Origin of the sequence: Falsiroseomonas sp. CW058 (assembly GCF_050563535.1) — a bacterium.
GTDB lineage: Bacteria > Pseudomonadota > Alphaproteobacteria > Acetobacterales > Acetobacteraceae > Falsiroseomonas.
Genome location: NZ_JBNXUO010000036.1, coordinates 22,059 through 46,110, shown reverse-complemented (window position 1 = coordinate 46,110; position 24,052 = coordinate 22,059). Strand labels below are relative to the sequence as shown.

24 protein-coding genes are annotated in these 24,052 nt (G+C 74.0%); 16 read left to right on the top strand and 8 right to left on the bottom strand.

All coding sequences use genetic code 11. From position 1 onward, the window contains the following. Positions 1 to 195: 195 nt before the first annotated feature. Both ACK8OX_RS21695 and ACK8OX_RS21690 read left to right on the top strand, forming a co-directional pair. Complete coding sequence (locus ACK8OX_RS21695; protein ID WP_430666343.1) at positions 196 to 1,440, top strand: MFS transporter; 1,245 nt, start codon at positions 196 to 198, stop codon at positions 1,438 to 1,440. After that, positions 1,437 to 2,423 carry an MBL fold metallo-hydrolase gene (locus ACK8OX_RS21690; protein WP_430666342.1) on the top strand — a complete coding sequence of 329 codons (987 nt, stop codon included), beginning with the start codon at positions 1,437 to 1,439 and terminating at the stop codon, positions 2,421 to 2,423. Before ACK8OX_RS21695 ends, ACK8OX_RS21690 begins: the two co-directional genes overlap by 4 nt. A 23-nt stretch (positions 2,424 to 2,446) precedes the next feature. Here ACK8OX_RS21690 and ACK8OX_RS21685 read toward each other — a convergent pair whose 3' ends face one another. Then, entirely contained in the window at positions 2,447 to 3,145 is a 699-nt protein-coding gene (locus tag ACK8OX_RS21685) for a CBS domain-containing protein (protein WP_430666341.1), read from the bottom strand. A 176-nt stretch (positions 3,146 to 3,321) separates the two neighbouring features. Here ACK8OX_RS21685 and ACK8OX_RS21680 point away from each other — a divergent pair, with 176 nt between their 5' ends. From ACK8OX_RS21680 to ACK8OX_RS21670, 3 genes are all read left to right on the top strand, one after another. After that, complete coding sequence (locus tag ACK8OX_RS21680; RefSeq protein WP_430666340.1) at positions 3,322 to 4,296, top strand: TAXI family TRAP transporter solute-binding subunit; 975 nt, start codon at positions 3,322 to 3,324, stop codon at positions 4,294 to 4,296. Between the two features lie 74 nt (positions 4,297 to 4,370). After that, positions 4,371 to 6,386 (top strand): TRAP transporter permease, encoded by a 2,016-nt coding sequence (locus tag ACK8OX_RS21675; RefSeq protein ID WP_430666339.1) that lies wholly within the window; start codon positions 4,371 to 4,373, stop codon positions 6,384 to 6,386. Beyond that, positions 6,365 to 6,952 (top strand): YjbF family lipoprotein, encoded by a 588-nt coding sequence (locus ACK8OX_RS21670; protein ID WP_430666338.1) that lies wholly within the window; start codon positions 6,365 to 6,367, stop codon positions 6,950 to 6,952. The genes ACK8OX_RS21675 and ACK8OX_RS21670 overlap by 22 nt, the downstream gene beginning before the upstream one ends. Positions 6,953 to 6,962: 10 nt before the next feature. On the opposite strand, the gene ACK8OX_RS21665 is transcribed toward ACK8OX_RS21670, so the two are convergent. Genes ACK8OX_RS21665 through ACK8OX_RS21650 form a run of 4 tightly spaced genes read right to left on the bottom strand, consistent with a single transcriptional unit; the run spans position 6,963 to position 10,376 of the window. Further along, positions 6,963 to 8,015, bottom strand: a complete 1,053-nt coding sequence (locus tag ACK8OX_RS21665) for a glycosyltransferase family 4 protein (protein WP_430666337.1) — start codon at positions 8,013 to 8,015, stop codon at positions 6,963 to 6,965. Between the two features lie 56 nt (positions 8,016 to 8,071). After that, positions 8,072 to 8,821, bottom strand: coding sequence for an FkbM family methyltransferase (locus ACK8OX_RS21660; RefSeq protein WP_430666336.1), 750 nt, complete (start codon positions 8,819 to 8,821; stop codon positions 8,072 to 8,074). Beyond that, positions 8,818 to 9,711: a VOC family protein gene (locus tag ACK8OX_RS21655; RefSeq protein ID WP_430666335.1), complete on the bottom strand. Its 894-nt coding sequence runs from the start codon at positions 9,709 to 9,711 to the stop codon at positions 8,818 to 8,820. The genes ACK8OX_RS21660 and ACK8OX_RS21655 overlap by 4 nt, the downstream gene beginning before the upstream one ends. Positions 9,712 to 9,716: 5 nt before the next feature. Then, entirely contained in the window at positions 9,717 to 10,376 is a 660-nt protein-coding gene (locus tag ACK8OX_RS21650; RefSeq protein ID WP_430666334.1) for a glutathione S-transferase family protein, read from the bottom strand. Positions 10,377 to 10,489: 113 nt separating this feature from the next. Here ACK8OX_RS21650 and ACK8OX_RS21645 point away from each other — a divergent pair, with 113 nt between their 5' ends. The 3 genes from ACK8OX_RS21645 (at position 10,490) to ACK8OX_RS21635 (ending at position 14,569) form a co-directional block, all read left to right on the top strand. After that, complete coding sequence (locus tag ACK8OX_RS21645; RefSeq protein WP_430666333.1) at positions 10,490 to 12,493, top strand: polysaccharide biosynthesis protein; 2,004 nt, start codon at positions 10,490 to 10,492, stop codon at positions 12,491 to 12,493. Positions 12,494 to 12,595: 102 nt separating this feature from the next. Beyond that, positions 12,596 to 13,750: a DegT/DnrJ/EryC1/StrS family aminotransferase gene (locus ACK8OX_RS21640; protein WP_430666332.1), complete on the top strand. Its 1,155-nt coding sequence runs from the start codon at positions 12,596 to 12,598 to the stop codon at positions 13,748 to 13,750. A gap of 90 nt (positions 13,751 to 13,840) precedes the next feature. Beyond that, a complete protein-coding gene (locus ACK8OX_RS21635; protein ID WP_430666331.1) occupies positions 13,841 to 14,569 on the top strand; it encodes a DUF1194 domain-containing protein in 729 nt (242 codons plus the stop codon). A 15-nt stretch (positions 14,570 to 14,584) separates the two neighbouring features. Here the strand turns inward: ACK8OX_RS21635 and ACK8OX_RS21630 are convergent, their stop codons facing one another. After that, positions 14,585 to 15,007: a DUF3775 domain-containing protein gene (locus ACK8OX_RS21630; RefSeq protein ID WP_430666330.1), complete on the bottom strand. Its 423-nt coding sequence runs from the start codon at positions 15,005 to 15,007 to the stop codon at positions 14,585 to 14,587. A gap of 163 nt (positions 15,008 to 15,170) precedes the next feature. Between ACK8OX_RS21630 and ACK8OX_RS21625 the strand changes: the two genes are divergently transcribed. Then, entirely contained in the window at positions 15,171 to 15,449 is a 279-nt protein-coding gene (locus ACK8OX_RS21625) for a hypothetical protein (RefSeq protein ID WP_430666329.1), read from the top strand. Between the two features lie 31 nt (positions 15,450 to 15,480). On the opposite strand, the gene ACK8OX_RS21620 is transcribed toward ACK8OX_RS21625, so the two are convergent. Then, positions 15,481 to 15,699, bottom strand: coding sequence for a hypothetical protein (locus ACK8OX_RS21620; RefSeq protein ID WP_430666328.1), 219 nt, complete (start codon positions 15,697 to 15,699; stop codon positions 15,481 to 15,483). Between the two features lie 238 nt (positions 15,700 to 15,937). Between ACK8OX_RS21620 and ACK8OX_RS21615 the strand changes: the two genes are divergently transcribed. The 4 genes from ACK8OX_RS21615 (at position 15,938) to ACK8OX_RS21600 (ending at position 19,189) form a co-directional block, all read left to right on the top strand. After that, positions 15,938 to 16,063, top strand: a complete 126-nt coding sequence (locus ACK8OX_RS21615) for a hypothetical protein (protein ID WP_430666327.1) — start codon at positions 15,938 to 15,940, stop codon at positions 16,061 to 16,063. A 76-nt stretch (positions 16,064 to 16,139) separates the two neighbouring features. Continuing rightward, on the top strand, positions 16,140 to 17,390 hold the full coding sequence (locus ACK8OX_RS21610; RefSeq protein ID WP_430666326.1) for a putative DNA modification/repair radical SAM protein: 1,251 nt from the start codon (positions 16,140 to 16,142) through the stop codon (positions 17,388 to 17,390). Between the two features lies 1 nt (position 17,391). After that, on the top strand, positions 17,392 to 18,864 hold the full coding sequence (locus ACK8OX_RS21605) for a UdgX family uracil-DNA binding protein (RefSeq protein WP_430666325.1): 1,473 nt from the start codon (positions 17,392 to 17,394) through the stop codon (positions 18,862 to 18,864). Positions 18,865 to 18,925: 61 nt separating this feature from the next. Beyond that, positions 18,926 to 19,189 carry a hypothetical protein gene (locus ACK8OX_RS21600; RefSeq protein ID WP_430666324.1) on the top strand — a complete coding sequence of 88 codons (264 nt, stop codon included), beginning with the start codon at positions 18,926 to 18,928 and terminating at the stop codon, positions 19,187 to 19,189. Positions 19,190 to 19,540: 351 nt separating this feature from the next. Here the strand turns inward: ACK8OX_RS21600 and ACK8OX_RS21595 are convergent, their stop codons facing one another. Further along, on the bottom strand, positions 19,541 to 20,386 hold the full coding sequence (locus tag ACK8OX_RS21595) for a SirB1 family protein (RefSeq protein ID WP_430666323.1): 846 nt from the start codon (positions 20,384 to 20,386) through the stop codon (positions 19,541 to 19,543). A 102-nt stretch (positions 20,387 to 20,488) separates the two neighbouring features. Here ACK8OX_RS21595 and ACK8OX_RS21590 point away from each other — a divergent pair, with 102 nt between their 5' ends. The 3 genes from ACK8OX_RS21590 (at position 20,489) to ACK8OX_RS21580 (ending at position 24,022) form a co-directional block, all read left to right on the top strand. Then, on the top strand, positions 20,489 to 21,211 hold the full coding sequence (locus ACK8OX_RS21590) for a hypothetical protein (RefSeq protein WP_430666322.1): 723 nt from the start codon (positions 20,489 to 20,491) through the stop codon (positions 21,209 to 21,211). A 97-nt stretch (positions 21,212 to 21,308) separates the two neighbouring features. Then, positions 21,309 to 21,773 (top strand): (2Fe-2S)-binding protein, encoded by a 465-nt coding sequence (locus ACK8OX_RS21585; protein WP_430666321.1) that lies wholly within the window; start codon positions 21,309 to 21,311, stop codon positions 21,771 to 21,773. Continuing rightward, entirely contained in the window at positions 21,770 to 24,022 is a 2,253-nt protein-coding gene (locus ACK8OX_RS21580) for a molybdopterin cofactor-binding domain-containing protein (RefSeq protein ID WP_430666320.1), read from the top strand. The genes ACK8OX_RS21585 and ACK8OX_RS21580 overlap by 4 nt, the downstream gene beginning before the upstream one ends. Positions 24,023 to 24,052: the final 30 nt, after the last annotated feature.

The window sequence follows — 24,052 nt, the reverse complement described above, 5'->3', positions numbered from 1 at the left end:
GCCTGGCCGGCGCCCCCCCCGCGCCCGAGGCGGCGCGGGAGGCGGCGAGGCTGGCGCGGGAAGCGGCGGCGACCGGGGAACTGGTGGCGATCGGGGTCGCGGTGCGGGCGCTGGGCGCCCTGGCGTGACGCGCCGGGCGGCCGGGTGGGGCGCGGCGTCGCGCACGCAGCCCCACCCGGCGGGGGCTTCCGCGGCGTGACGCGCAAGGCCTGGGCCTGGGCGCTCTACGACTGGGCAAACAGCAGCTTCCCCACCGTCGTCTCCACCTTCGTCATCGCCGCCTATTTCGCGCAGGGCATCGCGGCCGACCCCGCGGCGGGGCAGGCGCAATGGGGGTGGATGCAGTCGGCGGCGGGGCTCTGCATCGCGCTGCTCTCGCCGGTGCTCGGCGCGGTGGCGGATGCGGGGGGGCGGCGGCGGCTGATGCTCGGCGTCTTCACCGCGCTGACGGCGCTGTTCACCGCCGGCATCTGGTTCGCCAGGCCCGACCCCGCCTTCGCGCTCTACGCCCTGGCCTGCGTCGGGCTGGCCACCATCGCCTTCGAGATCGGCACGGTGTTCTACAATTCCATGCTGCCGCAGGTGGCGCCCGCGGACCGGCTGGGCCGCGTCTCCGGCCTCGGCTGGGGGCTGGGCTATGCCGGCGGGCTGGCCTGCCTGGCGCTGTGCCTGGTGGCGCTGGTGCAGCCTGACCCCTCTCCCCTCGGGCTGGACCGCGGGCAGGCGGAACATGTGCGCGCCACCGCGCTGCTGGTGGCGGCCTGGCTGCTGCTGTTCTCCTGGCCGGTGCTGCTGGCGCTGCCCGACCCGCCCGGCCGCAGGCCCGGCTGGGGGGAAGCGGCGGCGCGCGGCCTGGCGGAGGTCGCTGCCCTGGTCCGCGGCCTGCCGCGCCGGCCGGGCCTGCTGCGCTTCATGGTGGCGCGGCTGTTCTACACGGACGGGCTGAACACGCTGTTCGCCTTCGGCGCCATCTACGCGGCCGGCGTCTTCGGCATGGGCATCGACCGCATCCTGATCTTCGGCATCGCGATGAACGTCGCCGCCGGCCTCGGCGCCGCGGGCTTCGCGCTGGTGGAGGACCGGGTGGGCTCGCGCCGGATGGTGCTGCTGGCGCTGGCCGCGATGATCGCGCTCGGCACCGCGCTGCTGCTGGCGCGGACGGAGGCGTGGTTCTGGGCGCTCGCCCTCGCGCTCGGCCTGTTCTTCGGCCCGGCGCAGGCGGCCAGCCGCAGCTTCATGGCGCGGCTCGCCCCGCCGGGGGAGGTGGCGGCCCATTTCGGCCTGTTCGCGCTGTCGGGCCGGGTCACCGGATTCCTCGGCCCTGCGGTGCTGGCGGCGGTGACGGCGGCCACCGGCAGCCAGCGGGCGGGGATGGCCACGGTGCTGGTCTTCCTGGCGCTCGGCGCGTTGATCCTCGCCACCGTGCGAGAGAGAGATTGACCGACGCCCCCTCCGCCTCCCGGCGGGTCCCCGACCGCCGCTTCCCTGATGGCCGCTTCGTCAACCTGCACGACGCCACCACCCATTCGCTGTTCGAGGCCTGGCGCTGGCGCGCCACGCGCCGGCCGCCGCCCTGGCCGGCGCAGGTGGAGGTGCCGTTCCACCCGCCGCCGCGGCGGCTCGGCCCCGGGCGGATCGGCGCGACCTTCATCGGCCACGCCACCTGGCTGCTGCAGGTCGGCGGCGTCGCGGTGCTGACGGACCCCGTCTGGTCCGCCCGCGCCAGCCCGCTGCGCTTCGCCGGGCCGCGGCGGGTCCGCGCGCCGGGCCAGGCGCTGGATGCGCTGCCGCGGGTCGACCTGCTGCTGGTCAGCCACAACCACTACGACCACCTGGACATCCCCACGCTGCGCGCCATCCGCCGCCGCTGGAACCCGCCGGCGCTGACGCCGGTCGGCAACGCGAAGCACCTGGCGCGGGCGGGGATCGAGGCGGTGGAGCTGGACTGGTGGCAGGCGAGGGAGGCGGCGGGGCTGCGCGTCACCTGCACGCCGGCGCAGCACTTCTCCTCCCGCTACGGCTGGGACCGCGACCGCGACCTGTGGGGCGGCTTCGTGGTGGAGGCGCCGGACGGGGCGCGGGCCTACTTCGCCGGCGATTCCGCCTGGTGCCCGCATTTCGCCGAGATCGGCGCGCGCTTCCCCGGCCTCGACCTCGCCCTGCTGCCGATCGGCGCCTATGCGCCGCGCCACTTCGTCGGCCATGAGCACATGAACCCGGAGGAGGCGGTGCAGGCCCATCTGGCGCTCGGCGCGCGGCGGAGCCTCGGGATGCATTTCGGCACCTTCGAGGGGTTGACCGACGAACCCTGGGACGAACCGCCGCGCCGGCTGGAGGCGGCGCGCGCAGCGGCGGGGCTGGCGGCGGAGGCGTTCGGCGTGCCCGAATTCGGCGCCAGCCGGGACTGGGCGGCGGGCGGCTGACCGCGCCGCCCGCCCCCGGGCCGTCAGGCCGAGGCGTAGAGGTACATCGGCATGGGCTGGGTGCTGTCCACCACGCCCTTCACGCCCGGCACGTTCTCCGCCAGCACGCGCAGGCCGCGCTGCACGGCGGCGCTGCGGCTGAAGCCGTGGAATTCCACCACGCCGTCCTTCACGTCCACCAGCGTGTAGAAGGTGTCGGCCCAGGGCTCCTTCTTCATCGCCGCCAGCACCGCCTTGCGGATGCGGTCGTCGGACAGGTCGCCTTCCTGGTGCGAGGGCGCGACCAGCGCGCGCAGCAGGTCGGCGCGGGAGACGATGCCCTTCAGCCGCCCTTCCTGCGTCACCAGCACGCGGCGGATGCCGCGCTGCTCCATCAGCATCGCCACCGAGGAGGCGAGCTGGTCCGGATCCACCGAGACGACGGATTCCGTCATGATGTCGGCCGCCGTCACGCCATGCGTGCGGGCGTAGCGTTCGGCGTCGCGGGCCTGGTTGCCGAACAGGCTGGCCAGCCAGGAGGTCGGACGGTCCACCTCCCCCGCGAGGCGGCGGATCAGGTCGGCCTCGGTCACGATGCCCCGCACCTTGCCCTCGGCATCCACCACCGGCACGGCGGAGATGCCGCGATCGGCCAGCAGGCGGGCGACGGCGATGAACGGGGTCTCGGGCGGCACCGTCACGACGTCTGCGGTCATCAGGTCGCGGGCGCGAAGGCTGGTCATGGTCCTGTTCCTTCCTCGGTCGGGCGGATCATGCTTCCGATCCTAGGCAGGCGGAGCCCGATGCGCCTTGACCCAGGTCAAGGAGCGGCAAACTGCCGCCCCGCCGGCGCAGGCTTCCGCGTGGGCCGTCCCGATTGTATTGCTGGGTCTTCAAAACCAACGGGAGGACACAGGGAATGAGCTTCCGCATCACCCGCCGGGCGGTCGGCCTCGGCGCGGCCGCGCTGGCGCTGCCCGGCATCGCGCGCGCGCAGGGCACGCAGATGGCGATCGCCACCGGCACCACGGGGGGCGTCTACTACCCGCTCGGCGGCGCGCTGGCGAACTACCTCTCCCGCGGGATCCCGGGAATGAGCGCGACGGTGGAGGTCACCGGCGGCTCGGTCGCGAATTTCCAGCTGCTCGGCGCCGGGCGCGTCGGCATGGTGTTCGGCCAGGTGGATGCGGCGGTGGACGGGCTGCGCGGCGCGGGGCCGTTCCGCGGCCGCGCCGTGGCCGCGCGCGCGGTCGCCGTGCTCTACACCAACCGCATGCAGGTGGTGACCACGGCCGACCGTGGCATCCGCTCCATGGCGGACCTGCGGGGCAAGCGGGTCTCCACCGGCGCGCCCGGCTCCGCGACCGAGCTGTTCGCCTTCCGCGTCATCGCCGCCGCGGGCCTCGACCGCGAGCGGGACTTCCGTGCGCGCGAACGCCTGTCGCCGGCCGAGAGCACGAACGCCATCCGCGACGGCAAGCTCGACGCCTACTTCTTCGTCTCCGGCGTGCCGACCAGCGCGGTCACCGACCTCGCGGCGACGCCCGGCACCACCATCCAGCTGGTGGACCATGCCGAGCTGCACCAGCGGATCGTGGCCGAGAACGGGCCCGTCTACTTCCCCGAGGTGATCCCGGCCAACACCTATCCCGGCCAGCGCGCCGACAACCACCAGCTTTCGGTGGCGAACATCCTGGCCGTGCGGGAGGACATGCCGGCCGAGATGGTCAGCAGCATCCTGCGCGTCACCTGGGAGAACCGCGAGGACTGGGCCCGCGTCCATGCCGAGGCGCGGAACTTCACCCTGGCCGCGCAGAAGACCGCGGCGGCGGGCATCCCCTGGCACCCGGCGGCGGAAGCCTTCTGGCGGGCCGCCGGCGCGACGCTGGCGTGATGCCGATGGTTCCCGGGAGGGGCGCGGCCCCTCCCGCGGCCTTCTGCGCAACGCGAGCTTAGGCATAAGGCCGCATGTCCAGCACCGCCCTTCCGCCCGAGGTGCCGCCGGGCGCGCTCGACGACGCGACCGCGCGCCGCGTCGAGGAACTGATCGAGCAGGAGGAGGGCGCGCAGAACCGCCTGCCGGGCCTGATCGGCCATGCCGCGGTCGCGATCGCGGTGGCGATGTCGCTGTTCCACCTCTGGGCGGCGTGGGACATCGTGCCGACCACGACGCTGCGCTACGTCCATGTCGGCTTCGCCATGGTGCTGGGCTTCGCGCTGTTCCCGGTGGCGCGGCGCTTCCGCCACCGGCTGATGGCCTGGGACCTCGGGCTGATCGCGGTGGCGGTCTACGTCATCTGGTACCTGATCTCGGGCGGCGACGACCTGCAGGACCGCTACATCTTCCCCGAGCCGATGGACATCGTCGTCGGCTGGCTGCTGATCGCGCTGGTGCTGGAGGTGACGCGCCGGTCCACCGGCTGGATCATGCCCGCGGTCGCCATCGCCTTCCTTCTCTACGGCTTCTTCGGCAACCACCTGTCCCCGCCCTGGCGCCACCAGGGCTACGGCATGGACCGGCTGATCCCGCACATCACCATCACGCTCGAGGGGATCTTCGGCACGGCGGTCGACGTCTCGGCCAGCCTCATCGTGCTGTTCACCATCTACGGCGCGATCCTGGGCGCGACGGGGGCGGGGAAGTTCTTCGTCGACTTCTCCTTCAGCCTGACCGGCGGCAAGCCGTCCAGCGCGGGGCGGACCGTCGTGCTGTCCTCCTTCCTGCTGGGCGGGCCGTCGGGGTCGGGGGTGGCCACCACCGTCACGCTCGGCACCGTCGCCTGGCCGATGATGCGGCAGGTCGGCTACCGCGCGGACGATGCGGGGGGGCTGCTGGCGGCGGGGGGGCTCGGCGCCATCATCTCGCCGCCGGTGATGGGGGCGGCAGCCTTCCTGATCTCGGAATACCTCAAGATCGGCTATCTCGACGTCATCGTCATGGCGATCGTGCCGACCTGCCTCTACTACGCGTCGCTGCTGTTCATGGTGGAACTCGACCAGCGGCGCATCGCGGCGCGCGCGGCGGCGGACCCGGACGCGCCGCCACCGGTGGAGATGAAGGTCGACCCCGTCGGCAAGCTGGTGCGGGAATACGGCTTCCACTTCTCCACCCTCGTCGCGATCGTCGTCTTCATGCTGATGGGCTATTCGGCGACGTTGTCGGTGCTCTACGCCATGGCCGTCGCGGTCGTGCTGTCCTGGCTGAAGCGGGAGACGGCGATCACCCCGCGCAAGCTGGTCGGCGCGCTGGCCAGCGGCGCGGTGCAGTCGGTGGGCATCGCCGCGACCTGCGCCTGCGCCGGCATCATCGTGGGCGTCATCACGCTGACCGGGCTCGGGCTCAAGTTCAGCGACATCGCGATCCAGGCGGCGGGCGGCAGCCTGGTGATCACGGCGGTCTACACGGCGCTGATCGTCTGGGTCGTCGGCCTCGCCGTGCCGGTGACGGCCAGCTACATCATCTGCGCCGTGGTCGCCGCGCCGGCCCTGATGAAGCTCGGCGTGCCGGACTATGCGGCGCACATGTTCGTCTTCTACTACGCGGTGCTGAGCGAGGTCTCGCCCCCCACCGCGCTGTCGCCCTTCGCGGCCAGCGCCATCACCGGGGCGGGACCCTACCGCACCACGCTGATGGCCTGGAAATACACCCTGCCCGCCTTCGTGCTGCCCTTCGTCTTCGTCACCGACCCCGAAGGGGTGGGTCTGCTGCTGAACATGCGCGGCGACATGACCTGGGTGGACGTGGCGTGGCAGATCGTGCTGGCGACGCTTGGCCTCGCGGCGCTGGCGGCGGCCTGCCAGGGCTGGCTGCTGCGCGCCCTGGCGGGGTGGGAGAGGGCGGCGCTGACGCTGGCGGGGCTGCTGATGGTCTTCCCCGCCTCGCTCGATGCGCTTGCGCCCGGCCTGCTGCCGCATCCGCACCTGGTCGGGCTGGCGCTCGCGCTGCTGCTGATGGGGGTCCAATGGCGATCCGCCCGCGGCTGATCCCGGCGGCCGCGGCGCTGCTGCTGGCCGGCTGCGGGATGCCGTGGGACCGCGCCCCGGCGCCGGACGCGGCGCCCGGCCCGGTGGCCGGCGGGCCCGCGCTGCTGCTCTCCGCCCCGCGCCAGGCGGTGCTGCGGCCGCTGCCCGGGGCCGGCCCGCGCCGGATCTGGCGCGCCGAGGAGGGCATCGCGATCGAGACGGAGGGCGCGCGCGTCACCGCCACCGCGGGGCTCGGCCCGATGCTGATGTCCACCCGCTTCGAGGGGCCGGACCCGCTGGAGGACCCCGCCGCGCTGCTGCGCGCGCCGGCCGCCGCGCGGCGCCTGGTGGACCTGTCCGGCGCGGACCGCGACCCGGCCGGGATGCGCTTCGGCCTGACCCTCGACTGCACCCTGCGCGCGCGGGAGGAGGCGGAGGCGATCCTGGTGGAGGAACGCTGCACCGGCGGCGGGACGGGCTTCACCAACCGCTTCTGGATCTCGCCCGCCGGCGGCGCGGTGCTGCGGAGCGAGCAGTGGGTGGGCGACGGCCTGGCCCCCCTGGCCTTCCGCCTGATCGGGCCCTGACCGGCGGGCGCTACCGCCAGCCCAGCCCCGCCCGGCGCATCCGCCGCACCACGAAGGCCAGCCAGCCCAGCTGCACCGCGACCGCCGGCAGCACGACCAGCGGCTTCAGCGCGCCGGGCAGGTGCAGGAACACCACGGCCAGCAGCGCATGCAGCGCGGCGAAGGCCCAATGCGCCCCGGCCACCGCGCGCACCGGCACGCCGGCGCGCTGCGCCAACTGGTACAGATGTGTCCGGTGCCCCTCCGCCAGCCTCTCGCCCATCCAGGCGCGGCGGGCCAGGGTGAAGGCGGCGTCGAACAGCAGCCCGAAGACCAGCAGCGGCACGATCAGGAAGGACAGCTGCACCGTGTCGAACCGCGCCGCCGCCACCGCCAGCACCGCCAGCGTGAAGCCCGCGAACTGGCTGCCGACATCGCCCATGAAGATGCGCGCGGGGTGCAGGTTGAATGGCAGGAATCCCGCGAAGCCCGCCGCCAGGAACAACGCCGCGGCGTAGACGAACCACCCCTCCTGCAGGGCCGCGACCAGCGCCAGCGCGGCGGCCGCGACCAGCAGCGTCCCGCCCACCAGCCCGTCCAGCCCGTCCATGAAGTTCACCGCATTGGTGCAGCCGACGATCCAGACCAGCGTCAGCACCACGCCGACCCAGCCCAGCTCCACCACCCCCACCCAGGGGATCGCGAGCCGCGACACCACCAGCCCGCTCGCCACCGCCACCAGCGCCGCGCCGCACTGCGCCGCCAGCCGCAGCCGCGCCGACAGGTCGCGCATGTCGTCCACCAGCGCGACGGCGGCGATGGCGACCGCCGCGCCGATCACGCCGAGGAACTGCGGCTCCGCGATGCGGGCGAACTGCGCGACCTGGTAGAGCACCAGCATCCCCGCCACGAAGGCCACCACCACGCCGAGCCCGCCGCCCCGCGGCGTCGGCCGCGCATGGGCGCTGCGGGCATTCGGGTGGTCCAGGATCGGCCGCGCGATCATCAGCCGCACCACCCCGGCCGAGAGCAGGGCGAGCAGCAGCGCGAAGGCCAGGTGCTGGAGCAGGGCGGAGAGGAGCATGCCGGGCGCGTCATGCACGCGCCGCCCGGTGCGGGCAACCCGCCCGCGCGGGGCGGTCAGCGCCGCAGCCGCGCCGGCTCCAGGCTGGCATAGACATCGCCGGAATTGGCCGCGTGCGGCAGGGCGGCGATCCAGCCCCGCATCGCCGCCGCATGCACCGGCTCCGGATGGGACAGGTCCATCCCCTCGCCGAGGCAGGCGTTGAAGGCGCGGTAGCCGAGCGCCTCCAGCCGGTCCAGGCATTGCGCCGCGACCTCGCGCTGGATGGTGGTGAACTCGAAGGACAGGCTGCGGGGCGGGCGCGTCAGCCCGGCCAGCGCGGTCGCCTCGTAGCCCTCCACGTCGATCTTCACGAAGTCGGGCATCCCGTGCGCGGCCGCCAGCGCGTCGAGCGTGGTGACCGGCAGGCGCAGCGCCGCGTCCCAGACCTGGCCCTCCCAGCCCGCCGCGCCATCCGCGGCGGCGACGAAGGCGTCGGAGGCGGTGGCGACGGTGGGATTGGCGCTGTTCAGCCGCAGCACCGCCTCGCCCGGTTCGGCGCCGACCAGGGCGGCGACCCGCGCCACCCCCGGATCGCGCCCGAACAGCAGCCGCAGCAGGCGGGCCAGCCGCGGCTGCGGCTCCACCGCCACCGCGCGGGCGCCGAGGCGCCGGAAGCTCGCCGTCCGGTCGCCGACATGGGCGCCGACATCGAAGCCGAGGTCGCCGGGGCCGAGGAAGCGGGCATGGAAGGCGTCCAGCGCCGCGGCGCGCCCGGCGGCGTAGTAGGTGCGGAGCGACCGGCCGATCGCGGCGGCGCCGCTCACCGGAACACCACCGCGGCGCCGCCGGCATGTCCGGGCGGCACCATGACGCCGCCCCCCGGCGCGTCGCGCAACGGCAGGTGGGCCAGCAGGCGGCGCGCCGCGGCGGCGCCGTCGCCGGTGCGCAGCACCAGTCCCGCCATGAAGGGCAGGGTGGGCGGGACGACCCCCGGCAGCACCCCGTCCAGCGCCCCGGCCGGCAGGACCCGCAGCCAGGTCTCCATCGCCGGGGAATGCGGGCCCGCCGCGCCGGCCGCGCCGGGGAGCGCGATGCGGAAGCCGGCGACCGGGTCCGGCCGCGCCGGCAGGCCGGTCAGGCGCGACAGCCGCGCGGTGGTGGCGGCCGGGTCCCCCACCGCCAGGATGGCGCCTTCCAGCGCCTCCGCCCCGTTGCGGTGGCCCATCCAGCGCGGGTCCCAGACGAGGTCGGGCGTCATGTGGCGGATCAGCTGGATGCGGCCTTCCGGCGCGTCCGGGAAGGGCAGGCGGGCGAAGCGGGCGATCGGCCCGCCCGGCTCCACCGGCCGTTCCAGCCAGGCGATGCCGGGGATGTCGAGCCCGCCGCGGCGCAGCCGGGCGAGGTTGCCCTCCACCTCCTCCATCCCGAAGGCCAGGATGTGCATCCCCTCGTGCCGCGCGGTGAAGCGGTCCACGCCATTGGCGAACAGCGCGGGGTCGAGGATGCCGAGAAGCTCCACATAGCCGTGGCGGAGGAAGGCGCAGCGGTTGCCGCTGCCGAAGGGCTCGACCGGCCCGTCCGGGCCCCGCCGCCCCGATTGCCGCGCCACCGGCGACAGCGCGAAGCCCAGCCCTTCCCACGCCGCCCAGAGCGGCGCCGGGTCGCGCGCGCAGAGCCCGACATGGTCGAGCGCGAGGGCGGAGTTGCCGGCCATGCGCGTCAGCCGGCCGGGTTCTCGTATTTGTCGAGCAGCCATTCCGCCGGCTCCGCCTCGGCCTCCCGGTGCCAGCGATCCACCAGCGGATGCGCGCGCACCGCGTCGCAATAGGCGCGGCTGGTCGCCGACAGCTCCGGCTGCCAGGTGCGGAAGCGGGTCACGACGGGGGCATACATCGCATCCGCCGCGCCGAAGTCGCGGCCCATCAGGAAGGGCCCGCCACCCGCGGCGATGGCTTCCGCCCAGATCGCCTCGATGCGGGCGATGTCGGCCAGGCTGTCGGGGTTGCGGCCGCGGCCGGGGAAGGTCCGGCCGAGATTCATCGGCATCGCCATCCGCAGCCCGCGGAACCCCGCATGCATCTCGGCCGCGATGCTGCGGGCATGGGCGCGGGCGACGCGGTCGGCGGGCCACAGCGCGGGGGCGATCTCGGCGCAGTATTCGGCGATGGCGATGCTCTCCCACATGCGCGCGCCGCGGTGCTCCAGGTAGGGCACCATCCCGTTGGGCGAGATGGCCTTGATCGCCTCCGTCCCGCCGCCGCCGGCCAGCGGCACCACCACCTCCTCCACGTCGAGCCCCGCCAGCCGCACCAGCAGCCAGCCGCGCAGGCTCCAGGAGGAGTAGCGCTTCGTCCCGATCACCAGCCTGCCCTCGGCCATCCCGGTCTCCCGTCCCTCGTGACGGGCCTTCTTGCCATGCCGGCCGCGTTTCGTCGCGGGGGTGGCGGGGGTGGCGCCTTCCGGCCACGCGCCCGGCGGTCTATGGGAAGCCGATGGCTGCTTCGGCTAGGGACCGCATCCTCCTCAATCTCGGGCTCGACGCGCTGGTGGCGGCCCTCGCGCTGCCGGCGGCGGTCTGGCTGGCCGCGCCCGGCGCCTGGCCGCCCGGGGCCTGGTGGCTGCCCGCGGTGCCCGCGGCGGCGGCGGCGCTGCTGCTGGCGGGTTGGGCGCTCGGCCTGCCGCGGCAGTACTGGCGCTTCGCCGCGCTGCCCGATTTCCTCGCCGCCTCCGCCGCCGCCGCCGCCTCGGCCGCGATGCTGTGGGGGATGCTGCATGCGGTGGAGGCCTGGCGGCCGCCCAACCCGGCCTTCCCGGTGCTGCACGCGCTGGTGCTGGCCGCGCTGCTCGCCGCCCCGCGCATCGCGGCCCGCATCCGCCATGCCGGCCGCGTCGGGCCGGAGACCGGCAACCCCGCCCAGCCCGCCCTGCTGGTCGGCGCCGGCGACGGGGCGGACCTGTTCCTGCGCGCGCTGGCGCAGGAACGCAGCCCGGCCGTGAACGTCACCGGCATCCTGTCGCTGCGGTCGCGGCAGATGGGGCGGCGCATCCACGGCGTGCCCGTGCTCGGCACCGCCGAGGATGCGGCGACGGTGCTGGAGACGCTGCGCGACGCGGCGCGGCTGCCGGCGCAGATCATCCTCGCCACGCCGCAGCTGCAGGGGCTGGAGTTGCAGCGCCTGCTGGATGCCGCCGACCGCCACGGCGTGCCGGTGCGCCGCGCGCCGCGCGTCACCGCGCTCGGCGCGCTCAGCCGCCGCCCCGGCGAACGCGCCGAGCCGGAGCGCCGCGTGACGCTGCGCCCCATCGAGATCGAGGAGCTGCTGGACCGCCCGCAGGTGCCGCTCGACCGGGAAGGGATGGCGCGGCTGATCCAGGGGCGGCGCGTGCTGGTGACCGGCGCCGGCGGCACCATCGGCGGCGAGCTGGCGCGGCAGGTCGCGGCCCTCGGCCCCGCCAGCCTGACGCTGCTCGACCACGGCGAATACGTGCTCTACGAGATCGACCTGGAACTGCGGGAGCGCCACCCCGACGTGCCGCGCCGCGCCGTGCTGGCCGATGTGCGCGACGAGCCCCGCATCCGCCGCCTGTTCGCCGACATCCGCCCCGAACTGGTGTTCCACGCGGCCGCGCTGAAGCATGTGCCGATGGTGGAGAACGACCCGCTGGAGGGGCTGCTGACCAACGCGCTCGGCACCCGCGTCGTCGCCGATGCGGCGCGCGAGGCGGGCTGTTCGCTGATGGTCTTCATCTCCACCGACAAGGCGGTGAACCCGACCAGCGTGATGGGCGCGTCGAAGCGCGTGGCGGAGATGTACTGCCAGGCGCGCGATAGAGAGTCCCGCGCCGCCAGCGGCGACGAGTCCCGCGCCGCCAGCGGCGACGAGTCCCGCGCCGCAAACGGCGACGAGTCCCGCGCCGCCCGGGGCGGCATGCGCCTGGTCACCGTGCGCTTCGGCAACGTGCTCGGCTCCACCGGCTCCGTCGTGCCGCTGTTCCGCCGCCAGCTGGAACGCGGCGGGCCGCTGACCGTCACGCATCCCGACATGCGCCGCTACTTCATGACGGTGCGCGAGGCGGTGGGCCTGGTGCTGCAGGCCAGCGTGGTCGGCGCGGTCGACCGCGCCGACCAGCCGGCCGAGCTGCGGGAGGGCGGCATCTTCGTGCTGGACATGGGGGAGGCGGTGAAGATCGTCGACCTGGCCCGCCGGATGATCCGCCTTGCCGGGCTGCGCCCCGACGACGACGTGGAGATCCGCTTCACCGGCTTGCGCCCCGGCGAGAAGCTGTTCGAGGAGCTGTTCCACGGGCAGGAGCCGCCGCACCCCACCAACTTCCCCGGCCTGCTGGTCGCCGTGCCGCGCACCACCGACGCCGCCGAGATGGCGGCCGCGATCGACCGCATCGCCGCGCTCGCCATCGCGGGGGACCGCCGCGGCGCGCTGGCCGAACTGGCCCGGCTGGTGCCGGAATTCGAGCATGACGCGCCGGGCGGCTGACCCCCGCCCGGTCGTTCCGCAACGCATCGAAACCCCCGGTGATTTGGCCGGGGCCGCCGGCCGGGGCTAGAACGCCCTTCCTTCCCGCTGCCACGGACCTCCATGACCTCTCCCGCCCCCATCGCGCTGTTCGACATGAAGGCGCAGCAGGCGCTGATCCGCGCCGAGATCGACCGCCGCCTCGCCTCCGTGCTCGACGGCGGGCGTTTCATCAACGGGCCGGAGGTGGTGGAGCTGGAAGGGAAGCTGGCCGCCTTCGCGGGATGCGCGCACGCGGTCGGCGTCTCCTCGGGCACCGATGCGCTGCAGATCGCGATGATGGCGGAGGGGATCGGCCGCGGTGACGCGGTGTTCCTGCCCGCCTTCACCTACACCGCGACGGCGGAGGTGCCGCTGGTGCTCGGCGCGACGCCGGTCTTCGTGGACGTGGACCCGGCCACCTTCAACATCGACCTCGCCGACCTCGAACGGCGCATCGCGCTGGTGCAGGCGGAAGGGCGGCTGCGGCCGCGTGCGGTGGTGGGCGTGGATCTGTTCGGCCTGCCCGCTGACTGGCCGGCGATCGAGGCGGTCTGCGCGCGCCACGGCATGTTCGCGCTGGACGATGCGGCGCAGGCCTTCGGCGCGGGGCTGCACGGCCGGCGGCTCGGCCGCTGGGGCGGCGCCGCGGCGCTCAGCTTCTACCCGACCAAGACGCTCGGCTGCTACGGCGATGGCGGCGCGCTGCTGACCGACAGCGCGGAGCGCGCCGATCTCTACCGCCAGCTCCGCACCCATGGGGAAGGCAAGACCCGCTACGAGGTGGAGCGCACCGGCATGAACGGCCGGCTCGACACCATCCAGGCGGCGATCCTGCTGTGCAAGCTGCCGCTGATGGAAGCCGAACTCGCCGCCCGCGCGCGCATCGCCGCGCGCTATGGCGAAGGGCTGGCCGGCGCGGTGGGGGTGCCGTCCTCCACCCCCGGCGCGGACCATGCCTGGGGGCTCTATTCCATCCTGGTGGAGGACGCGGCGGCGCGGGCGCGGGTGCAGGCGGCCTGCCAGGCGGCGGGGGTGCCGACCGGCATCTACTACCCGAAGCCGCTGCACCACCAGCCCGCCTATGCCGCCGCCCATGCCGGGGCGGTCGCCGGCGGCCCGCCGCCGCTGCCGGTGAGCGAGATGCTGTGCGGGCGCATCCTGTCCCTGCCCATGCACCCCTACCTGACGGAGGAGGAGGTCGCGCGGGTGGTCGCGGCGGTGCGCGCCGCGGCCTGACCGCGCGCCCTTCCAGCGCCGGCCGACTTCGCGCTTGAACCGGTGCGCCCTGTTGCTGTTGCATGACGCAAGACGCAGCAGGAGGCGCGGATGCGCCGCAGATCCCTCCTCGCCGTGGCCGGCGCCGCGGCGAGCCTCCACCGGGTGCCGCCGGCCCGCGCCGAGGAACCGGTGGATGTCGCGCTCGTCATGGCCGTCGATGTCAGCCGCTCGATCGACGAGGACGAGGCGCGGCTGCAGCGCGAGGGCTACCGCGCGGCGGTCAGCGACCCGCGCGTGGTGGAGGCGATCCGCGGCGGCATGCTGGGATCGGTCGCGGTCGCCTACACCGAATGGGCCGGCGTCGAGTACCAGCGCCTGGTGATCCCCTGGACGCGCATCGCCAGCCAGCGCGATGCGGAGGCCTGGGCGGAGGCGCTGGCGCAGGCGCCGCGGGCGTCGCTGTCCTGGACCTCCGTCTCGGGCGGGATCGACCATGCGCGCCGGGTGCTCGGCGAATGTCCCTACGAGGCGACGCGGCGGGTGATCGACGTCTCCGGCGACGGCGTGAACAACAGCGGCCCGCCGGCCGAACAGGCGCGCGACCGCGCGGTGGCGGAAGGCATCACCATCAATGGCCTGCCCATCCTGAACGACCGCCCGACCTTCGGCCGCCCGCCGCCCGTCCCGCTCGACATCTACTTCCGCGAGAGCGTGATCGGCGGGGCCGGCGCCTTCGTCATCGCCGCCGAGGATTTCGAGGCCTTCGGCCAGGCCGTGCGCCGCAAGCTGATCCGGGAGATCGCGGGCCGCGACGGGCCCGGGCTGATGCGCGGATAGCCCGCCGCGCGGCGCCTACCGCTCCACATCCTCGATCGACAGGCCGAAGGCCGCGACGCCCTCGGCCAGCAGGTCGCCGAGATTGTCCATGCTGAGCAGGTAGTCGCCGATGTCGCGCCCGTCGTTGCGTTCCACCGCAAGGGCGCGCGCCTCGTCCCATTCCTCCGGGCCGTAGTCGCCGCGCCCGGTCCAGGCGAGCGCGATGAGGCTCGCCTGCTCGTCCTCGTTCAACTCGCCGAGGAAGGCGCGCAGCGCCGCCTCGGTCATGTCGTCGGGCGTCTCCTGCAGCAGCGCGGCCTCGCTGTTCTCGTCCTCGCTGGCCTGCTCGGGCTCCGTCTCCTCCTTGCCCTGCAACGCCCTGACATGGTCGACCACCGTCGCCACCGTCTCGAGGCTGACGCCGAGGTCGACTTCGTCGTCGTCGGAATAGTCTGACATCCTGCCCCCTTCGGCGCGGCTGCGGCGCGCGCTCCGCCCCTTTAGACGGTGGCGGCATGGACGGTTCCGCAGCGCAGGACAAATTCCCGCGCAACGGGCAGGCCCTTCGTCGCGTTGCGGAACGCAGCTGAGACGTCGTGTCAAGACCGGAGGCGAAGCCGAGATGCGCCTTGCACTGTTGCTGATGCTCTGCGCGGCCGGATCCGCGCGGGCGGCCGAGCAGGTGTCGCATGACCCGCGCGGGGTCCATGCCCCCGGCGCCGGCTGCATGACGCCGGAACTGCGCGCCGCCGCCTTCCAGCGGATCGAGGCGGACCTGCCCCCCACCTTCCGCCAGGCGATGCACCACTGCCTCGTCGTCGCGCCGGGGCGCGCCGGACCCGCACCGGGGCGCGCCGGACCCGCGCCGGGGCGCGCCCGGACTCCGCCGCGCCGCACCTGAAGCGTCCCGGTACCACCCCGCTGCGCGCGCGCTATCGCCGGGGCGGCGCCCGGTAGTCCGGCCGCGCAGGCAGCGGCGGCCACGCCTCCGCCTCCACCCTGTCCGCCGTGCCGGCGATCTGGGCGGCCGCCATCGGATGCCCCGCATCCAGCGCGGTGATGGCCAGGCGGCGCAGCGCGGCCACCACGCCTTCGAGTGTCGGGGCCGGCGGGTCGGCCACCGGTGCCGCCGGGTGCTGCGGGTCACTCATGCGGGACTGACCGTCCCGGGCAGGAACATGCCGTCATGCGTCCATGATGGACGCGCGCCACGCATCTGGACAGATGGGGCGGCCACCCCTCCCTGCGTTGCAATCACGATTGCGCGATCAACGCCCACCGATCCGTGACCGCCGCGTTTTCCTCGCAAGGACGTCAGGAGGCGGACTGATGGCGGGAGGAGGGCACGAGAACGCGGCAGGCGCGGACTGGGCCATCCTTCCGCCGGACATGTCGCTTCCCGGCCTGTTGCTGCTGGCGCTGGCCGTCTGGGCCGGCGGTTCGGTGCTGCTGGTCGGCGGGATCGGCGCCTGGATCGCCACGATGCGCGCCTGGCGGGACCGCCATCCGCAATGAGGGCCATGGAACCGCTTGCGGCGGCGGGTCTGGAACATAATATGAACAGACCCTGCCACCCTGCCGCGGAGCCGCGATGGACCTCCTCCGGAAGCTCGAGCTTCTCGCCGATGCCGCGAAATACGACGCCTCCTGCGCCTCCTCGGGCACGGCGAAGCGGGACAGCCTGCGGGGTGGGCTCGGCAGTACGGAAGGCAGCGGCATCTGCCATGCCTATGCCCCGGACGGGCGCTGCATCTCGCTGCTGAAGATCCTGCTGACCAATGCCTGCGTCTTCGACTGCGTCTACTGCGTCAACCGCGCCTCCTCCAACGTGCCGCGGGCGCGCTTCACGGTGGAGGAGGTCGTGCAGCTCACGCTCGACTTCTACCGCCGCAACGCGATCGAGGGGTTGTTCCTCTCCTCCGGCATCATCCGCTCGCCCGACGCGACGATGGAGCAGATGGTCCGCGTCGCCCGCACCCTGCGGGAGGAGCACGGCTTCCAGGGCTACATCCACCTCAAGACCATCCCCGACGCCGACCCGGCCCTGCTGGAGGAGGCGGGGCGCCATGCCGACCGCCTGTCGATCAACATCGAGCTGCCGCAGCCGGCCAGCCTGAAGGCGCTGGCGCCGGAGAAGGACGCCACCGGCATCCGCCGCGCCATGGCCGGGCTGCGCACCCGCATCGACGGCGCGAAGGAGGAGGCGCGGGCCGCCCGCCGCGCCGCCGCCCCGCGCTTCGCCCCGGCCGGGCAGAGCACGCAGATGATCGTCGGCGCCGATGCCGCCGACGACGCGGCGATCCTGGGCACCGCGACGGACCTCTATGCCGGCTACCGGCTGCGGCGCGTCTACTACTCGGCCTACTCGCCCATCCCCGACGCGTCGCGCCTGCTGCCCCTCATCGCCCCCCCGCTGGTGCGGGAGCACCGGCTGTACCAGGCCGACTGGCTGCTGCGCTTCTACGGCTTCACGAAGGAGGAGGTGATCGCGGGCGGGGAGGGCGGGATGCTCGACCCCGAGCTCGACCCCAAGACGGCCTGGGCGCTGAAGCACCGCGCCGATTTCCCGGTCGACCTGAACCGCGCGGAGCGGGAGGCGATGCTGCGCGTCCCCGGCCTCGGCGTGAAGGCGGTGGACCGGCTGGTCGCGGCGCGCCGCCACCGGGCGATCCGCACCGAGGACCTGGCGCGGCTGCGCGTCAGCCTGGCGAAGGTGCTGCCCTTCGTCGTCACCGCCGACCACCGCCCGCGTCTGCTCGACAGCGCCGGGCTGCGCGGGCTGGTCGTGCCGCGCACCGCCTTCGCCGCGGCGGCGCGTCCCGCGCAGCTCTCCCTGTTCTGAGATGACGGTCGCCACCGTCCTGCCCGGCCCGGCCGATTTCGACGCCTGGCGCGACGCCGCGCGCGGCCTGCTGGCAGCCGGCGTGCCGCCCGCGGAGGCGGAGTGGTGCGTCCCGGGCGAGGCCGCCGGCCTGTTCGCCGAAGCCGCGCACCCCTCCGCCCCTGGCCCGGATGCGGGCGTCCCCCGTGTGCCGCGCGCCTTCGTCGAGGCTGCCGCCACCGCGATCCGCCATGCCGACCGGGACCGCTTCGGCCTGCTCTACCGCATGCTGTGGCGCCTGACGCATGGCGAGCCTTCGCTGATGGAGGTCGCGACGGACCCGGACACGGCAAGGCTGCACGCCATGGCGAAGGCGGTGCGGCGCGACGCGCACAAGATGCACGCCTTCCTGCGCTTCCGGATGGTGCCCACGGAGGACGGCGTCCGCCACGTCGCCTGGTTCGAGCCGGAGCACCACATCGAGGAGGCGGAGGCGGGCTTCTTCGTCCGCCGCTTCGCCGGGCTGCAATGGTCGATCGTCACGCCGAAGCGCAGCGTCCACTGGGATGGCGGGGCGCTCCGCCTCGGCCCCGGCGGCAGCCGCCGGGACGTGCCGCCCGACGACGCGGTGGAGCCGCTGTGGCGCGCCTACTACGCTGCCATCTTCAACCCCGCCCGGCTGAAGCCCGGCGCGATGCGCGCCGAGATGCCGCGGAGGTACTGGCGCAACATGCCGGAGACGGCGGAGATCCCCCGCCTGATCGCCGAGGCGCCGAAGCGCGTGGCGGAGATGGTGGCCCGCGGCGGCACCGCGCCCAACCCGCGCCCGCAGCGGCGCCTGCACCTCGCGCCCGCCCCATGCGTTGGCGAGGGCATGGACCTGCTCGACACCCCCGACGATCCCGCCGCCGCGCTCGCCGCCCTTCGGCAGGAACTGCTGGGCCGCAACGACCTGCCGGACTTCGCCGCCCGCGCCACCCAACCGGTCTTCGGCGAGGGGCCGCCCGGCGCGCCGCTGCTGTTCGTGGGCGAACAGCCGGGCGACGAGGAGGACATCCAGGGCCGCCCCTTCGTCGGCCCCGCCGGCCGCCTGTTCGACCGCGCGCTGGCCGAGGCGGGGGTGCCGCGCGAGGCGGCCTATGTCACCAATGCGGTGAAGCACTTCAAGTTCGTCCCCACCGGCCGGCGGCGCCTGCACCAGTCCCCCGATGCCGGCGACATCGCCTGGTACCGCCCCTTCCTGCTGCGGGAGGTCGGCATCGTCGGCCCGAAGCTCGTCGTCGCGCTCGGCGCCACCGCGCTGCGGGCGCTGACGGGCAAGCCGATGCCGGTGATGAAGACGCGGGGGCAGGTGGTGGCGGGGCTGGAAGGCCACCCGGTCTTCGCCACCGTCCATCCCAGCTACCTGCTGCGCCTGCCCGACCAGGCCGGGCAGCAGCGCGAATATGCAAGGTTCGTGGAGGACCTGCGCGCCGCGCAGGCCCGGGTCCACTGACCGCCGCAGGGAACCCGCGCCGCCGCCCCGCGTCCCCTCGCCGCCAGCAAGGAGGCCGCGCATGAGCCGGGACGACGAACAGACGAAGCGCCGCTACACGATCCGCCAGGTGACCAACATCCAGGCTTCCTGGACGGAGACGGAGCGCGGCGAGGAGGGGAAGTTCACCCTCCAGCTCATCCTCGACAACGGGGTCGAGGAATACATCCTGCAACCCGACTCCGACGATATCGACGTCATCCTGAAGCTGTTCGCGCGCAGCGCGCACACCACCTTCGACCTCGACCGCAAGGTGCTGATGTTCGGCAACATGACGGTGAAGTAGCGGCAGCGCCGGACGCACCGGGCGCGGTCATGCGCCCGGCGTCATGCACCGACCCATGCGGCCCACGGAGCGGGCCGAGCGGCCGAGCGGCCGCCGCGGCAAATGCTGCGAAGCCCAGCCGGCGGATGCCGGCGCCCGGCGTCTGATACTGACCGGCGTGAATGCTGACACATTCACGCCCTTCAGACGCCGGGCGGGCCGCATCCGCGTCCCCCGGCTTCGCCGCAGATGCGGCGGCTGCCATCCGGCGGCTCGGCGGGCTTCGCCCGCCGCCATCGGATCACCTTCAACGCCGGCCGGTACGAGGGCACGAAAAAGCATACGATGGGTCGAGGCATCCGACCCATCGTATCAGTTCAGCCGCTGCCGCAATTCCTCCAGCAGGCCGCGCACGCGGCCTGCCTGGGGGCCGTCGGGCGCCAGGGCGAGGAACCTTTCGAGGCAGGCGATCGCGGCGCCGATATGGTCCAGCCGCTGGTGCATCAGCCCCGCCTCGCGCCACAGCGGCGCGGCGTCGGGCGCGATGCGCAGCATGTCCTCCGTGCAGGCGACCGCGCCGCGCAGGTCGGAATCCCGCAGGCGGCGCACCTTGATGTTGTTCTGCAGCCGCAGCAGCACCGCGCGCCGGCCCATCGGCGCCAGCGTGTCGGGGCCGAGTTCCGCGGCATCGCCGGCGAAGCGCTTCAGCAGGCCGCGCAGGGCGCGGGCATCCATCGCCGCGCCGCCCGCGAAGACATCCACCACCACCTGCCCGCGCCCGGCCAGCGCCACCAGGAAATGGCCGGGGAAATCCACCCCATGCGCCGCCCAGCCCGCCGCTTCCGCCGCGTGCAGCCAGAGGATGCCGAGCGCGACCGGCAGGCCGCGCCGCCGTTCCATCACCCGCAGCAGGTTGGCGTTCGACAGGTCGTCATAGGTCTCGCCGTCGCCGGCGAAGCCGAAGCGGCCGTGCAGCACCTCCGCCAGCACGGCGCGGCGGCGTTGCAGGTCGCCGCCATCGGCCTGCGGGTCCGCCGCGGCGGCTTCCACGGCCGCGCGGGCGATCGCGGTCAGCAGTTCCGCCCCGGCGCGCCAGTCCGCCTCCGGCGCATCGATGCGCGCAAGCTGCAGGGCGACCGAGGCGATGTCGATCTCCTCGTCCTGCAGCTGCCCCGCGGCGTCGAGCGCCGCGCGGGCCTCCGATGATGGGCCGGTCATGCCCGGGACGTCGCCCAGCCGGCAGGCGCGGTCAAGGGTGCAAGCGACAGTTGAATGACGGGGAGAAATCCGTAACCTGCGGTCCTCGTCACGGGGGCAGGCATGACGAAGACCTTCATCGACATCGCACCGGCCGATGTGAGGAGCGACTTCCAGAAGCTCAACAACGACGCCAACCACTTCATCTACCCGCTCGACCAGGGCCAGATGCTGCGGGAGCTGAACCGGGAGCGCGGGTCGAACGGCGAGAAGCGCGTCAGCGAGGCCGGGGTATGCCGCGCCCTGGCGCTCTACTTCATCCATTTCCGCCTGAACCCGCCGAAGGCCAGTTCGGACCCCGATTTCGGCGGGGTCAACGGCGCGGGCATCCGCTTCACCCGCCCCTTCGCCGAATTCGCTCTGGGCATGGGCGACAGCACCGCGGTGCGGCAGGCGATGATCATCCAGGACGTCCACGCCAAGGTCCATGCGACGAAGCTGACCCTGGCCGGCAAGCACCCCATCTCCACCCGCAACCGCGGCGACCTGGACCAGAACGGCGACAAGATGCTGGGCAACAAGGGGTCCATCATCAAGGAGATGTTCAACCCGCCCGGGCTCTACTACCTCGCGCTGCGGAACTTCTGGAACACCACGGGCCACGCCATCGCCTTCGACACCCGTGGCCCGGTCATCATGTTCGATGCCAATTCCGGCTGGTGGCAGTGGAACGACAACCCGACGGCGCAGGGTTCGCTCGCGGCCTGGTTCCCGAAATACTACAAGGCCATCGGCTACAAGAAGAACTTCCTGTTCGGCAACCGCCACCTGGTGCAGTTCGGCTGAGCAACGGGCCGCTTCCCAGCGGAGGCGACCCGGATATATCCTTTCGCCCAAGTTCCGCGGCGCGACCGCGGGGCAATGAGGGGAAAGGAAACGCCGGATGCTCCAGCTCCGTGTCAACGGGCGCGCGTCCGCGGTGGAGGCCGAGGCCGACACGCCGCTGGTCTATGCGCTGCGGAACGACCTGCGGCTCAACGGACCCAAGCTCGGCTGCGGGCGCGGGCAATGCGGCGCCTGCACCGTGCTGGTCGACGGCCGCGCCACGCGGTCCTGCCAGATGCGCGCGGGCGACGCGGTGGGCCACGAGATCACGACGCTCGAGGGCCTCGGCACGCCGGAACGCCCGCATCCCCTCCAGGCCGCCTTCATCGCCGAACAGGCGGCGCAATGCGGCTACTGCACCAATGGCATGATCATGCAGGCGGCCGGGCTGCTCGCCGAGCATCGTGGCCCGGTGAGCGAGGCGGCGGTGCGCGACGCGCTGGACCACAACCTGTGCCGCTGCGGCACGCAGCCGCGCATCGTCCGCGCCGTGATGCGCGCGGCCGGCGGGCAGGGGGCATGACCATGGGCGCCGAGAGCCTCTCCCCCTCCCGCCGCGGCTTCCTCGCGGCACTCGGTGCCGGCGCGGCCGGCCTCGCCATCGGCTTCCGGCTGGACGGCGCGCAGGCGCAGGCGCCGGCCGTCACGCCGATGCTGCGCGCCAACCCGCGGCTCGACAGCTGGGTCCGCATCACGCCGGACGGGCGCATCGTGGTGCTGACCGGCCGGGTCGAGCTGGGCCAGGGCGTGCTGACCGCGATGCGCCAGATCGCGGCGGAAGAACTGGACGTCGCGCCCGACCGGCTGGAGCTGATCTCCGGCGACACCGCCGAGACGGCGGATGAGGGGGTCACCGCCGGCAGCCAGTCCATCCGCTTCGGGGGGGAGGCGCTGGGCGTCGCCTGCGCCGATGCGCGCGCCACGCTGGTGGGCGTCGCGGCCGAGGCCTGGGGGGTGGAACGCGCGGCGGTCAGCGTGAAGGACGGCGTGATCGAGGGCATCGGCGGCCACCGCATGACCTATGCGGAAGCCGCCGCCCGCGTGTCCCTGGTGCGGCCGGTGGACACGGCGGCGCGGCGCAAGCCGCCGGGGGCCGCGACCCTTGTCGGCACCTCGATGCCGCGCACCGACATCCCGGCCAAGGTGTTCGGCCGGCAGGTCTTCATCCACGACCTGCGGCCGGAGGGGATGCTGTTCGGCGCCGTGGCGCGGCCGCCGGCCTATGCGGCGCGGCTCGTGGCGCTCGACCTCGCCTGGGCGAAGTCCCTGCCGGGCGTGGTGGAGGTGGTGCGCGACGGCAGCTTCCTGGGCGTGGTGGCCCGGCGCGAGGAACAGGCCAACGACGCCGCCCGCCGCATCGCCGCCGCCGCCACCTGGCAGGACGGCGCGCCGATCTTCGGCGGCCGGGGCGTGTTCGACCACCTGCTGACCGCGCCGGCGAAGGTGGACACCATCCACACGACCCCCGCCGGTCCCGCCGCGGTGCGCACGAAACGGGCGGAGTACCGCCGCGGCTTCCAGGCGCATGCCTCGATCGGCGCGTCCTGCGCGCTGGCGGAGTGGAAGGACGGGCGGCTGACCGTCTGGTCGCACGCCCAGGGGCCCTTCCCGCTGCGCGGCGACCTGGCGCGCGGGCTGCGGATGGACGCGGCGGCGGTGCGCGTCATCCATGTCCAGGGCTCGGGCTGCTACGGCCACAACGGCGCCGACGACGTGGCGCTGGATGCCGCGCTGCTGGCGCGCGCCGTGCCCGGCCGCCCCGTGCGCGTCCACTGGACGCATGAGGAGGAGATGGTGTGGGAGCCCTGGGGCTCCGCCATGGTGGTGCGGATGGAAGCGGGGCTCGGCGCGGACGGGTCCATCGCGTCCTGGGGGCACGATGTCTGGTCCTTCCCCCATTCCACCCGGCCGGGCGGCACCACGGGCTGCAACCTGCGCTCCGCCTGGTACCTGGAGAACCCGGTGCCGATGTCGCCGGTGGTGGACGGGCCGCTGCCGAACGGCGCCGCCGCGCGCAACGCGGTGCCGATCTACGCCGTGCCCGGCCAGCGCGTGACCACGCATTTCCACGCGGAGATGCCGGTCCGCACCTCCGCGCTCCGCACGCTCGGCGGCTATTTCAACGCGGTCGCGGCGGAGATGTTCATGGACGACCTGGCGGCCGAGGCCGGGGTCGATCCGGTGGCCTGGCGGCTGCGCCACCTGCGGGACCCGCGGCTGGCCGCCGTGCTGCGCCGCGCGGTCGAGGTCTCGGGCTGGCAGCCGCGCGCCGTGACCCCCGGCCGCGGGCAGGCGGAGGGGACGCTGCTGGTCGGCACCGGCGTCGGGCTGTCGAAATACAAGAACAGCGACAGCCATGTCGCCGTGGTCGCCCGCGTGGCGGTGGAGCCCGCGACCGGCAGGGTCCATGTCCGGAAGATGTGGGCCGCGACCGAGGCCGGGCGGCTGGTGAACCCGGACGGCGTCACCAACCAGATCGAGGGCGGCATGGTGCAGGCGGCGTCCTGGACGCTGCTGGAGGAGGGGCGCTGGGACGCGCGGCGCATGGTCAGCGAGGACTACGCCGCCTACCCGATCCTGGGATTCGAGGCGGTGCCGCCGATCGAGAGCGTGCTGATGGACCGCCCCGACCTGCCCTCGCTCGGCGTGGGAGAGGGCAGCCAGGGCCCGACCGGGGCGGCGATCGCCAACGCCATCCTCGACGCGACGGGCCGCCGCGTGGCGGAGATCCCCTTCACGCCGGACCGCGTGCGCGCGGCGCTGGCGGGGTAGGAGCGCGGCGGGCGGGGGTGGCGCGCGCCG

What these genes read in the sequence shown, in the direction of transcription:
- ACK8OX_RS21685 (WP_430666341.1), bottom strand. Translation starts at nt 3,145, where the DNA reads ATGACCAGCCTTCGCGCCCGCGACCTGATGACCGCAGACGTCGTGACG.
- ACK8OX_RS21680 (WP_430666340.1), top strand. Translation starts at nt 3,322, where the DNA reads ATGAGCTTCCGCATCACCCGCCGGGCGGTCGGCCTCGGCGCGGCCGCG.
- ACK8OX_RS21675 (WP_430666339.1), top strand. Translation starts at nt 4,371, where the DNA reads ATGTCCAGCACCGCCCTTCCGCCCGAGGTGCCGCCGGGCGCGCTCGAC.
- ACK8OX_RS21670 (WP_430666338.1), top strand. Translation starts at nt 6,365, where the DNA reads ATGGCGATCCGCCCGCGGCTGATCCCGGCGGCCGCGGCGCTGCTGCTG.
- ACK8OX_RS21665 (WP_430666337.1), bottom strand. Translation starts at nt 8,015, where the DNA reads ATGCTCCTCTCCGCCCTGCTCCAGCACCTGGCCTTCGCGCTGCTGCTC.
- ACK8OX_RS21655 (WP_430666335.1), bottom strand. Translation starts at nt 9,711, where the DNA reads ATGGCCGGCAACTCCGCCCTCGCGCTCGACCATGTCGGGCTCTGCGCG.
- ACK8OX_RS21650 (WP_430666334.1), bottom strand. Translation starts at nt 10,376, where the DNA reads ATGGCCGAGGGCAGGCTGGTGATCGGGACGAAGCGCTACTCCTCCTGG.
- ACK8OX_RS21645 (WP_430666333.1), top strand. Translation starts at nt 10,490, where the DNA reads ATGGCTGCTTCGGCTAGGGACCGCATCCTCCTCAATCTCGGGCTCGAC.
- ACK8OX_RS21640 (WP_430666332.1), top strand. Translation starts at nt 12,596, where the DNA reads ATGACCTCTCCCGCCCCCATCGCGCTGTTCGACATGAAGGCGCAGCAG.
- ACK8OX_RS21635 (WP_430666331.1), top strand. Translation starts at nt 13,841, where the DNA reads ATGCGCCGCAGATCCCTCCTCGCCGTGGCCGGCGCCGCGGCGAGCCTC.
- ACK8OX_RS21630 (WP_430666330.1), bottom strand. Translation starts at nt 15,007, where the DNA reads ATGTCAGACTATTCCGACGACGACGAAGTCGACCTCGGCGTCAGCCTC.
- ACK8OX_RS21625 (WP_430666329.1), top strand. Translation starts at nt 15,171, where the DNA reads ATGCGCCTTGCACTGTTGCTGATGCTCTGCGCGGCCGGATCCGCGCGG.
- ACK8OX_RS21620 (WP_430666328.1), bottom strand. Translation starts at nt 15,699, where the DNA reads ATGAGTGACCCGCAGCACCCGGCGGCACCGGTGGCCGACCCGCCGGCC.
- ACK8OX_RS21615 (WP_430666327.1), top strand. Translation starts at nt 15,938, where the DNA reads ATGTCGCTTCCCGGCCTGTTGCTGCTGGCGCTGGCCGTCTGGGCCGGC.
- ACK8OX_RS21610 (WP_430666326.1), top strand. Translation starts at nt 16,140, where the DNA reads ATGGACCTCCTCCGGAAGCTCGAGCTTCTCGCCGATGCCGCGAAATAC.
- ACK8OX_RS21605 (WP_430666325.1), top strand. Translation starts at nt 17,392, where the DNA reads ATGACGGTCGCCACCGTCCTGCCCGGCCCGGCCGATTTCGACGCCTGG.
- ACK8OX_RS21600 (WP_430666324.1), top strand. Translation starts at nt 18,926, where the DNA reads ATGAGCCGGGACGACGAACAGACGAAGCGCCGCTACACGATCCGCCAG.
- ACK8OX_RS21595 (WP_430666323.1), bottom strand. Translation starts at nt 20,386, where the DNA reads ATGACCGGCCCATCATCGGAGGCCCGCGCGGCGCTCGACGCCGCGGGG.
- ACK8OX_RS21590 (WP_430666322.1), top strand. Translation starts at nt 20,489, where the DNA reads ATGACGAAGACCTTCATCGACATCGCACCGGCCGATGTGAGGAGCGAC.
- ACK8OX_RS21585 (WP_430666321.1), top strand. Translation starts at nt 21,309, where the DNA reads ATGCTCCAGCTCCGTGTCAACGGGCGCGCGTCCGCGGTGGAGGCCGAG.
- ACK8OX_RS21580 (WP_430666320.1), top strand. Translation starts at nt 21,770, where the DNA reads ATGACCATGGGCGCCGAGAGCCTCTCCCCCTCCCGCCGCGGCTTCCTC.